Here is a 12003-nt window from a genome sequence, read left to right as displayed (position 1 = left end):
CGAAGGAAGTTTTCGGGTGGGTAAATGGACCATTTTTCAAAATATTCGACAGATAAAAATAAGACGCATAAATAATAAGAAAAGCTAAGTAAATATTTAGCTTTTCTTTTTTTTTTACTTAAGGAGAGATTTATTCATATTTTTTATTGGTTAGCCAAAGACAAATTGTTGGTGCATTGCTCTAATAGTAACAATTTATTCATATATTGATAATGTATTTTTTAGAAACTTTATTGTATTTTTTATGATTAAACATTTACTCTGTCTGGTGGTATTCACCATTTTATCTCTTCATGTTTTTGCTGATTTTAGGCATTTATCTACTAAAAATGGATTATCCCAAAATGATATTAATTGTGTTTTTCAGGATAGTAAAGGCTTCGTGTGGGTAGGAACGCATGATGGCTTAAACAGATTTGATGGTTTATCAATAGAAGTGTTTCACCCAACCGATAAGCCCTATTCGATCAAGTCAAATTTACCATATACAATTATTGAGGACAAAAGGGGTTATTTATGGATTGGTTCAAGCGATTTGGGTATTTCCAGGTATGATCCAAGATCACAGCAATTCGTTAATTTTTATAATGATAAGCCAAGGCATTTGTTAACCAGTAATAGAGTTACCAACCTTACATTTGATAAGCAAGGTAACTTATGGGTTGGTACTGTTGATGGCTTAAATAAAATTGAAGCTGAATCTCTTTATGGGGAGGAGAAGGACCTTAAAATCCAACAATTTTATTATAACCCGCACAATCCAACAAGTTTACATTCCTCGAATATTAAAAGTATTTATTGTGACAAATATGGCAAAATTTGGGTAGGTTCTGCTGCAGGGCTACAACGATTTATTCCTAATGAACAAAACGGAATGGGAGCATTCGAATCCTTTGAGAATATCCCCAATATTGAAGTATTAGGAATAATTGAAGGAAATAATAGAATTATCATGTTTAATAATTCAGGAGTTTTTTGGTTTGACCCTAATACAGATAGGCCTTATGAAAAAATCTCGGATCTTACGGGCATAAGAGCGCTTATTTTCTCAGCGAGTAAGGAGATCTGGGTAGGGACGGTCAATGGTTTATATCAATGCACGATGAACCGACAGCTGGGAAAACTTGAGGTAAAGGAACACTTTAAGCATGATGTTTTTAAACAAAACAGTATCAGCACGAATGTTATTCGATTTTTGACCGAAGACCAGAATGGAAATATTTGGGTAGGAACCAATGGCGGAGGTATAAATTTTTATAACCCTCATCAAAAGAAATTTCATCAATTCACGAAAAACACAAATGATAAATCGCTAAATATCAGTAAAGTAAAAAGTTTGTACGAGGATAGGAATGGGAATTTATGGGTTGGGCTTGATGGAATGGGCATTGACTTTTTGGAGCGAAAATATTTTTTAGACAATAATTATGATCATTTCATTCACCTGGTCGAGGGTGAGGAAGTTGCCTCGCAGAGGGTTGCCTATGATATCTGTGAATGGAAGAACAAAGTGTATATAGGCTGTGGGTATCCAAAGAAATTGATGGTTTTTGAGAAAGGTATCCCAACTCAAAAACAGCTCGATCAACAACAAAAGCGGAAGGACATCACCAACGCTATTTTTTGCCTAAAGAATGATGGCGATTCAATTTTGTGGATGGGGAGTTATGATGGTGGTTTGTATCGACAAACCATGCAAGCAAATGGTGAAATCAAAATAGATAATTTTGTCAATGGCTCTAAAGATAAGCATCAGTTAGCATCAAAAATTGTTCGATCGATAGCCGTTGATAAAAAGGGTAATCTGTTAATTGGAACCGATCTGGGCTTAAGAATTTTGCCCAAAAGTGAGAAACTTAGTGATCAGCCAAAGTTTGAGTATGTGTCGATGCTGCCTGCCAAAGAAAGCCACTATATCTTAAGTACTTATGTTGATTCAGAGAATAATTATTGGATTGGCACCTTAGGAAAAGGGCTTTTTAAAGTTCAGCTTGGAAAGGGGCAAAGTAGGGGTGGAAAATTTGAGGTTAGCCAAATTGGGAAAAATTCACTGTCGAATAATGTCATTAAAGCCATAGTAGAAGATAACTACGGAAATATTTGGGTGAGTACAAACAAAGGCCTGAATAGTATTGATATGGAATCGTTTGACACTCGGATATTTTCTTACGGTGAAGGCCTACAAGATAACGAATTCTCTGAAAATGCAGCCCTTAAGCAGGCTAATGGTAGGCTAATGTTCGGAGGAGTTAATGGTGTGAACTATTTTTTTCCACATGAAATTGTAGAGGATAGAACCACCGCTCCGATACAGTTTACTAATTTATATGTAAATAATACTTTAATTCAACCTCAAAAAAGTTATAGAGGAGGAGTGATTTTACAAAAATCTATTACCTACTCTCGAGAGATCACCCTTAACTACTATCAAAATAACTTTTCTATTGATTTTGCTTGTTTACATTTTGGATCTCCGGAAAACAACGTCTATAAGTATTTTCTTGAAGGCTTTGACGATCAATGGTCAAAACTTCAAGGACAAAACAGAACCATTAGGTACACCAATTTACCTTCTGGGGAATATACCCTTAGGTTGAAAGGGGCAAATTACGATGGGATCATGCAGGATGAGGATCGAACACTTAAAATTACCGTACTGAAGCCGTGGTGGTACAGTCATTGGGCAGTTAGTGTTTACATTATTCTGGGACTGATCATCTTATGGTTTGCCTCCCGTTTTACCATTATTTCGGCACAGAAGAAGCAACAATTAATCATGGATCATTTTGAGCGAGAAAAATTGGAGGAATTGAGTCAGCTTAAAATGATGTTTTTTACCAATATATCGCATGAGTTGCGAACGCCTCTGACGCTGATTCATGGACCATTGCAAAAGATGCTAAATATGGCTAAGGGCAATGGTCAGCAGGTCGATGACCTGCAGCTTATCTCCAAAAATGTCAATTACTTGATGCGTCTAATTAATCAGCTGATGGATTTCCGTAAGGTTGAAAATGGGAAAATGGATTTGAAGGTTCGGGTTTATGATTGGCACTTTGTTACGCATCAAGCCTTGTTGTCATTTCAGGAATTAGCTGATCAAAAAAAGATAAGCATCAGTTTTCATTCAGACCAAAAAAATATCTTAGGATGGATGGATCTGGATAAATATGAAAAGATTCTTTATAACTTATTATCGAACGCTTTTAAATTTACCGAAGCATCTGGTCAGGTTAAGGTAACGGTTGGATTGAAGCAACACGAAAATATAAAAGGTGTTTGTGTACAGGTTACAGATACAGGTTGTGGTATTCCACAAGACCAGCAACCATTAATTTTTGAGCGTTTTTATCAGGTCAATACCCTGGGAAATGTAAAGAAGCGAGGAACAGGTATTGGCTTATCTTTCAGTAAATCATTGGTGGAATTGCATCATGGTACAATTGATCTTGAGAGTAAAATCGGGGAGGGAAGTACCTTTGTCTTATGGTTTCCTTTAGAAAAAGAAGCCTATGATGAGGACGAAATTATCGCCACCCTTGATCAAGATCAGAAGGACGAGTACTATCTGGCTGAGGAGGAAAATGAGGAAATTGGGTATGTGGAAACCCGTGGTAGAAAGCGTAAAATCCCCAAGGTACTTATCGTAGAAGATAATCCCGATATTCGTAAATTTATCGTGGAAAGCTTAAAAGAAAACCATTATCTTTATGAGGCTGAAAATGGTAAAGAAGCCCTTGAGGTCATAAAAACCTCGAATCCTGATATTATTATTTCAGACATCATGATGCCAGAGATGGATGGCTATGAATTGGTGAAAGCTGTTCGAAATGATATAGATTATTGTCATTTGCCGATTATATTATTGACCGCCAAAACAGAGGTCAAAGATCAGATTCATGGTTTCGAAAATGGTGCTGATGCCTTTGTGTCCAAACCGTTTAATCCAGAGGTATTAATCGCAAGGATTCATTCTTTGGTGAATGGCCGCCAAGTGATGCAAAAGAAATTCCGAAAGGGGGTTGATGTTTCACCAAGTGAAGTAACGACAACCTCGATGGATGAGAAATTCTTGTCAAGGCTAATGAGTATTTTGGAAGAACATATTTCTAATTCGGAATTTACAGTGGAAATGTTAGCACGTGAATACGGTGCTTCGACCATCAGCATTAATCAAAAACTGAAAGCTTTAAGTGGGCAGACGGCCAAAAGTTTCATTAGAACTGTTCGCTTAAAAAGAGCGGCGCAACTACTGGAATTGGATCGATTCTCAGTTTCAGAAGTCACCTATGAGGTAGGCTTTAATGACCTAAAATATTTTAGAAACTGTTTCAAAAAAGAGTTTGGCATTTGCCCATCTCAATATGGGAAGAAGGAAGATATTCCGCAGCACGAGGAGATAGATAGTTGATTTTGAATCCTTTGTTTTTAGCGTAATGGTTTTTGAATACCTTCTGCTACGCTGACGATTTTACTTTAGTTATTTTTAGAGATGTACGATTTATGGAGTAACATCCGTACATTTTGTTTTCTGATAAATTTAAGGCAGGCTCAATAGCCTGCCTTTGTAATCTATATTATAAATATTGAAATATTATCTTCAATAAGATTCTGCTATCTTCTCTTATTCAACAGAAATTATTTTGGTATTTGTTCTTGTACACTAATAGTTGATCATTATCCTTCGCCTTAGTATTCACAGCGAAGTTCTGAAATGAAGTACATTCAGTAGAATGGCTTTCCTTCTGAAACACACCTCAGATACTGCCAATATTTTTCCCCAACATTTATAATATTTTGGTTTGCTGAAAAACACCACAAGTGGTTGGTGAGTATAAGGTTATGGGTGATGTTTAGAGATTACTCAAGTTTGAACCGGTGTGGTTTTAGTGCAATTTCAGGGGGTAAATAAATACCCTACATTTTTTTCTTGTTGCTTAAAAATTTATGTGAGTTATTGATTTCATATTTAAATTAATCATTCATATCTGAATTTTTGCAATGCAGCAACACCCAATCATCGGTACCCTACAGCATGCAGTGGGGGGCGTCTCAGCCTCTACTTGTTATGTGCCTTTTCAGAAGGTAAAGCAATGGAATTGGAATTCTTATTGGCTGGTACAAGCGGCTTTCGCTTGGTTTATTTTTCCGCTTGTTGTTGGCTATATTACTGTTCCTAATCTATGGGAAGTATTTGCCGCTTCTCCGACAGAAGTTATTCGCAATGCCTTTCTTTTAGGTACCATCTATGGTTTCGGAGGCATGTGTTTTGGCTATGCGATCAAAGAAATCGGCTATTCTCTAACTTACACCATTTCAATAGGTATTTCGGCCATCTTAGGCACCATCGTTCCATTGATGATGCACGGCCACCTGGTCTCCAAATTTCATGAACCTGGTGGAAATATTATCTACTTGGGAATGTTCATTTCCTTGATTGGAATAGGGCTCTGCGGTGTTTCTGGTTATCGAAAAGAAAAAGATCTAAAAGCATTAAATATTGATTCCTCTGTCCTGCCTTCTTTCAATATGAAAAAGGGATTCCTACTTACTTTGGTGGCGGGAGTTTTGTCAGCTGTATTTGGCATCTCATTGGAAGTGGGTGCACCAATAGCCGAAATTGCAGGGCAACATGGCGCAGGCTATTTTGAAGGAAATGCCAATCTGATGCTTTCTACGATGGGCGCATTTGCTACTAACTTGGTATGGTTTGTTGTGGTTGGCATCAAACAGAAAACACTTAAAGAAATTGTGGATATCAAAGGCTTAGGGTCTAAAGCGATTGGTACCAATTTTTCCATGTCCATTCTCAGTGGGGCATTGTGGTACGGGCAATTCTTCTTTTACAATATGGGGCATGTGAGAATGGGTGAATTCAAATTTGCCAGTTGGGTTATTCACATGTCTATGCTGATCTTTTTCAGCTACATCTTAGGAATCCTGATGAAAGAGTGGTCGCAAGTCAGTAAGCGCACCTACAACACTTTGCTTTTCGCATTGGGAATCCTGATCGTTTCTTTCCTCATCATGACTTACGGTAGTAGCATTGGCACTGCCGCTATGGGGCACTAATCAACAAGATACTTTTGGTCTAAACATATTGCACTGAAATGAAAAAATTAAAAGGAATTACCTGGAATCATAGCCGTGGGTTTACCTCGATCGTTGCCGTTTCTCAGCGTTTCGAAGAACTGTATCCCGATGTACAAATATCATGGGAGAAAAGGTCGCTCCAAGCCTTTGCCGATGAACCCATCGATCAATTGGCCGAAAGATATGACTTCCTGATCATTGATCATCCCTGGGCGGGTTTTGCAGCACGTACTCAAGTGATTATGCCCCTTGACACCTTGCTTCCACAGACTTTTATGAAAGATTTGGAAGAAAACACTGTGGGTAAATCTCATCAAAGCTATGCTTACAATAATCATCAGTGGGCGTTGGCGATTGATGCGGCTACTCCAGTAGCTTCGAGTCGTCCAGATCTTTTTGAAAAGCTGGGGTTGAAATTTCCTCAGACTTGGGACGATTTAGTGGAATTATCTAAAACAGGAAAAGTCGCCATTCCAGGTATCCCTCAAGATACCCTAATGAGTTTCTATATGCTTTGCTCTACTTTGGGCGAAAATGTTTGCGAGACCAAAGATTATGTCGTTTCAGAGGAAATTGGTTTGAAAGCCCTTCAGATGCTACGGGATTTGGGGGAAAATATCAATGCGGAAAGTTACGATTGGAACCCGATCAAAGTTTGTGAGGCGATGACCAAGACAGACGATTATGTATATGCGCCTTTTGGCTATGGCTATACCAATTACTCCCGAGAAGGCTATGCACGTGTGCCTCTAAAATACCATGATTTGGTTTCGGTTAACGGTCAAAGACTGATCAGTACTTTGGGGGGGACAGGATTGGCTTTATCCTCAAAATGTAAGCATAAAGATTTAGCTTCCAGGTTTATGGAATTTGCGGGTTCACTAAAGGTACAAAAGGGGATTTTCTTTGACAATGGTGGCCAGCCAGGGCACCGAAATGCCTGGACGGACCACAGAGTGAATAGCCAGTGCATGAATTTTTTCAGCGATACGCTTCCTGCCTTGGATCGTGCATTTTTACGCCCACGATACAATGGACATATGTATTTCCAGGATAGAGCTGGTGCACCGATCCGTGAGTTCATGATCAAGGGTGGGGATTCAAAAGCACTTTTGAATCAATTAAATGAATTGTACCTCAAATCGCTTTCTCAAAATGACTAATTCAAAACCATTAGAAGGCCTTTTGGTGTTGGAGTTCTGTCAGTTTTTGGCGGGTCCATCAGCAGGTTTGCGTTTGGCGGATTTGGGTGCGCGGGTTATCAAAATCGAACGTCCAAACCATGGGGAAGCAGGTCGCCAAATTGCCATTAAGAATTTAAGGGTAGATGGCAGTAGCTTGGTTTTTCATACCCTCAACAGAAATAAGGAGTCATATGCAGCCAATTTAAAGGATGCCGATGACCTTGAAAAGGTCAAAGAACTTATTGCAAAAGCAGATGTGATGACGCATAATTTCCGCCCGGGTGTGATGGAGAAAATTGGCTTGGATTATTCCACTGTTAAGGCTATTAATCCGCAGATAGTATATGCTACCGTAACCGGATATGGAACCAAAGGACCTTGGTCTGCCAAACCTGGACAGGACCTTTTGGTGCAATGTATGTCTGGTTTGGCACAATTGACAGGAGATAAAAATGACAGCCCAACACCATTCGGATTAGCCGTTGCGGACATCATCACTGGATCACATATGGCACAAGGCATATTGGCCGCTTTGCTCAGAAGTGCAAAAACCAAAAAAGGGGCTTTGGTTGAAGTGAGCTTGTTGGAATCCATGCTTGATTTTCAGTTTGAGGTCATCACCACCTATCTAAACGACGGAAATAAGCTTCCTCAAAGGGCTGAAAAAGGATCTGCACATGCCTATTTAGGTGCGCCTTATGGCATTTATGCTACAAAGGACAGTCATATTGCTTTGGCGATGGGCGGCTTTGATAGGTTGGCTGAATTACTTGGACCAGATCAATTGAAAGCTTATTCAGAAAAGGAAACCTTCACGAAGCGCGATGAGATCATGAGTATCCTTCGTGAATTACTTTTAGAGAAAAGCACCCAAGAATGGCTGGATCTTTTTGAACCTGCTAACATTTGGTGTTCAGCGGTATTAGACTACCAACAATTGTTGCAACACGAAGCTTACAAAGTCTTGGAGATGGATCAAAAATTACCGCTGGATACCGGTGAATTTATCCATACGACCCGTTGTCCAATTCGCTTGAATGACCAGAAAATATTTGCTTCTAAACCGGCTCCGAGAGTCGGGCAACACAATGATGCAATCACTCAAGAGTTCAACTTATAAAGCCAAAAATATGCTTCCATTAAAAGATATATTAGTAGTTGATCTAAGCCAGTTTTTGTCTGCTCCTTCAGCCACACTTCGGTTGGCAGATCTTGGCGCAAGGGTCATCAAAGTAGAACGACCCCAAACGGGTGATATCTGTCGTCAGCTTTATGTTTCCAATGTGATGCTGAATGGGGAATCTTCCGTTTTCAGAGCGATCAACAGAAATAAAGAAAGCTTTCAGGCGGATTTAAAGTCAGCGCGTGATAAAGAAAAAGTCCTGAAATTGATCGCCAAGGCGGATGTCTTGGTGCATAACTTCCGTCCAGGCGTTATCGAACGTTTGGGCTTGGATTATGACACCGTCAAAGCTATCAACCCATCGATTGTTTATGGTGATATTTCGGGATATGGATCTGAAGGGCCATGGTCTGCCAAGCCTGGGCAAGATTTGTTGTTGCAATCATTATCGGGGCTGACTTGGCTAAGTGGTAATGCCGATAAAGGTCCTGTTCCGATGGGTATTGCCATTGTGGACATCTTGGCGGGCGCACACCTTGCGCAAGGTATCATCGCCTCATTAATCAAAAGGTTCAAAACCAATCAAGGGAGTAAAGTATCAGTAAGTATGCTCGAAGCGATCCTTGATTTCCAATTCGAGACCATCACCACCTATTATCATGATGGTGGCGAACCGATTCAACGAACGGCAAACAATAATGCCCATGCCTATCTTGGGGCACCTTATGGGGTTTATGCGACAAAAAATGGCCATTTGGCATTAGCTATGGGAGCTATTCCTGTATTGGGAGAACTATTGAAATGCCCTGCCTTAAAGAACTATCCTGAACCTGATACCTGGTTCACTCAAAGAGATGAAATCAAGCATATTCTCGCCGAACATTTACAGACTGCCACCACTGAGCATTGGTTGTCGATTTTAGAACCTGCCGATATCTGGTGCGCAGATGTATTGAATTGGGACAGCCTGTTTAATCATGATGGTTTTAAAGCCCTCAACATGATTCAGCAGGTGAAAATGGGTGATGGTTTCAAATACAAAACCACTCGCTGTCCTATAAAAATTGATGGTCAATACCTCACCTCTACATTGGGATCTCCTGCCATTGGAGAACATACAGAAGAAATTTTAAAAGAACTAAACGCATTGGATCATGAAGGAAAAGTTGAGAATTGCTATTCGTAAATTTGGCCCTTTTGAAAGTGCGATCCAAAAGATGTGGGACGATTTCTGTACCAAAAATTCATGCGATGTCGAGTTGGATGCCGTGGCTTTAGAGCTACACCCACTCTATGATACCACGCTGAAAAATGAGGGGTTGAAGCAGGGAGCATGGGACATCGCACTGATGAATACGGATTGGATTACGGAGGCTTACAGCACCGATTCCATCATTGATTTGATGCCCTTTATGAAGAACCCATCTGAGCTGGCAGGAGCATGGAGCGAGTCCCTTTTGGGCAAACAACGTTTTGGAAAGGTCTTCGTGGGGCTTCCTTTTCATAACGGTCCTGAATGTTTGATGTACCGGACTGATTTGCTTGAAGATCTTGAAGAAAAAGTTGCATTCAAGAAAAAATACCACAGAGAGTTGAGTGTTCCTGAAACATGGGATGAACTGATGGAGGTTGCCGCTTTCTTTCATCGACCTGAAAAGAACCTCTACGGGATGACTTTTGCCGCTTATCCTGATGGTCATAATACGGTTTTCGATTTCTGCCTTCAGTTGTGGACAAGGGGCGGGCAATTGATCAATGAGGACGGGCAGGTGATGCTTTATTCCAAAGCAACGATTGAAGGGATGAAATTTTATCGCAAAGCTTTACAAAACAAGGCGGCTATTCATCCAAAATCCAGGGAATTGGATTCGGTTACGGCAGGGCAAGCTTTTGCCAATGGCGAATCGGCTTTTAGCCTGAACTGGTTTGGTTTTGCGGCCAATTGTGAAGTGAGTCCCGATTCAAGAGTGAAAGGTAAAGTTGATGTAGCGAACATCCCTTCTGGTGACGGAGGGGAAAGCGTTTCGCTCAATGCCTATTGGATGTATGTCATTGGCGTTGGCAGTAAGCACCAACCATTGGCCTATGACTTTATCAAATTTGCTACTTCCGCCGCAAACGATGAGCTGCTGACTTTAGAAGGTGGAATTGGATGCCGAATTTCTACCTGGAGAAGCCCACAGGTAAATCAGGAAATCCCCTACTACTATAAGCTCGAAGAGCTGCACCAAAACACCGAATCATTACCACGAATGGAGCATTGGCCTCAGGTCGCTAATATCATCGATGAGTTGGTATTGAAGGTAATAAATACTGAGGAAGACATTGAAAACATTTTAGCCACTGCTCAACAAAAAGTGGATCAACTTGAACTTGTGAACAGTTAAATCTATTGGATCATGGAAATAAATTATCAATATACTTTACCAAAAAAATCGCGTCCGATCATTATTATCGGAGCAGGTGGAATTGTAAATGATGCGCATATGCCCGCTTACAGAAAAGCTGGTTTTGAAGTCTATGGCATCACCAACCGAACCAAAGAACGAGCGGAAAGGATTGCCAAAAAATTTGATATTCCAAGAGTATTCGACAGCATCGACGATGCCATTGCTCAGGCTCCGAAGAGTGCTGTTTTCGATTTGACATTAATGCCAAATCAATTTGTGGCTACGCTTGAAAAACTACCCGATGGTGCTCCTGTTTTGATTCAAAAACCACTTGGGGATTACTTTGAACAGACCAAGGAAATCATTGAAGTGTGCAGGAGAAAAAAACTGATTGCTGCGGTCAATTGCCAATTGCGATTTGCCCCTTACATCATGGCTGCAAGGGATTTAATCAATAAAGGTGCCATTGGCCAAATCTACGATATGGAAGTGAAGGTGTCGGTATATACCCCATGGGAAATATTCCCTAATGTGGTGAACCACCCGAGACTGGAAATTCAACAACATAGCATCCACCATATCGATTTGGTGAGATCATTTTTGGGCGATCCGAAAGGAATCATGGCCAAAACCCTCAAGCATCCTGCCAAGACGATGTCCTCTACTCGTACCAATGTAATCATGGAATATGCAGATGATATTCGCGCATTGGTCAGTACCAATCATGACCATGTTTTTGGCTTTGACCATCAAGAAAGCTATGTGAAGTGGGAAGGAACAAAAGGGGCAATTTATGCCAAAATGGGGCTTTTGATGAACTATCCGGATGGGATGCCTGACGCTTTCGAATATTGCATCCTTGAGGAAGGCAAAAAGCCCGAATGGAAAAGCAAACAATTGGAAGGCTCCTGGTTCCCTGATGCTTTTATCGGCACGATGTCATCATTGATTTGCTATGCCAATGGAGAGTCAAACCATTTAGAAACTTCAATTGAAGATGTTTTAAAAACAATGCATGTGGTTGAGGCCGCTTATGAGTCGAGCGATAAGGGCGGGGTAAAACCCAAGTATGGATCAATTTAAAGATTTTAAATCATCACCCAGGGCTGTCGAATTACCTGTTTTTTAATAATGACCAGCAAATGATTCACCGATTATGTGTATCTACTAATATTCTGACGACGGAATTTCAGGGTAGGAAAGCATACGTTAA

At 40.3% G+C, this 12003-nt stretch carries 7 protein-coding genes; all 7 read left to right on the top strand.

The genetic code is table 11. The features are described from left to right. Window positions 1–244: 244 nt before the first annotated feature. The 7 genes from AABK40_RS22950 (at window position 245) to AABK40_RS22920 (ending at window position 11873) form a co-directional block, all read left to right on the top strand. Window positions 245–4411 (top strand): hybrid sensor histidine kinase/response regulator transcription factor, encoded by a 4167-nt coding sequence (locus AABK40_RS22950; protein WP_338399499.1) that lies wholly within the window; start codon window positions 245–247, stop codon window positions 4409–4411. 590 nt (window positions 4412–5001) lie between these two features. Next, window positions 5002–6072 (top strand): L-rhamnose/proton symporter RhaT, encoded by a 1071-nt coding sequence (locus AABK40_RS22945; protein WP_338399498.1) that lies wholly within the window; start codon window positions 5002–5004, stop codon window positions 6070–6072. Window positions 6073–6110: 38 nt separating this feature from the next. Next, window positions 6111–7256 (top strand): ABC transporter substrate-binding protein, encoded by a 1146-nt coding sequence (locus tag AABK40_RS22940; RefSeq protein ID WP_338399497.1) that lies wholly within the window; start codon window positions 6111–6113, stop codon window positions 7254–7256. Further along, window positions 7249–8397: a CaiB/BaiF CoA transferase family protein gene (locus tag AABK40_RS22935; RefSeq protein WP_338399496.1), complete on the top strand. Its 1149-nt coding sequence runs from the start codon at window positions 7249–7251 to the stop codon at window positions 8395–8397. Before AABK40_RS22940 ends, AABK40_RS22935 begins: the two co-directional genes overlap by 8 nt. Before the next feature lie 10 nt (window positions 8398–8407). Beyond that, complete coding sequence (locus tag AABK40_RS22930; RefSeq protein WP_338399495.1) at window positions 8408–9586, top strand: CaiB/BaiF CoA transferase family protein; 1179 nt, start codon at window positions 8408–8410, stop codon at window positions 9584–9586. Next, window positions 9555–10787 (top strand): extracellular solute-binding protein, encoded by a 1233-nt coding sequence (locus AABK40_RS22925; RefSeq protein ID WP_338399494.1) that lies wholly within the window; start codon window positions 9555–9557, stop codon window positions 10785–10787. Before AABK40_RS22930 ends, AABK40_RS22925 begins: the two co-directional genes overlap by 32 nt. A gap of 12 nt (window positions 10788–10799) precedes the next feature. Then, window positions 10800–11873 carry a Gfo/Idh/MocA family protein gene (locus tag AABK40_RS22920; protein WP_338399493.1) on the top strand — a complete coding sequence of 358 codons (1074 nt, stop codon included), beginning with the start codon at window positions 10800–10802 and terminating at the stop codon, window positions 11871–11873. The last annotated feature ends 130 nt before the right edge of the window (window positions 11874–12003 follow it).

The organism is Persicobacter psychrovividus (assembly GCF_036492425.1).
GTDB lineage: Bacteria > Bacteroidota > Bacteroidia > Cytophagales > Cyclobacteriaceae > Persicobacter > Persicobacter psychrovividus.
Note: the sequence above shows the minus strand (reverse complement) of the source record. Positions and strands in the feature narration are given on the sequence as shown.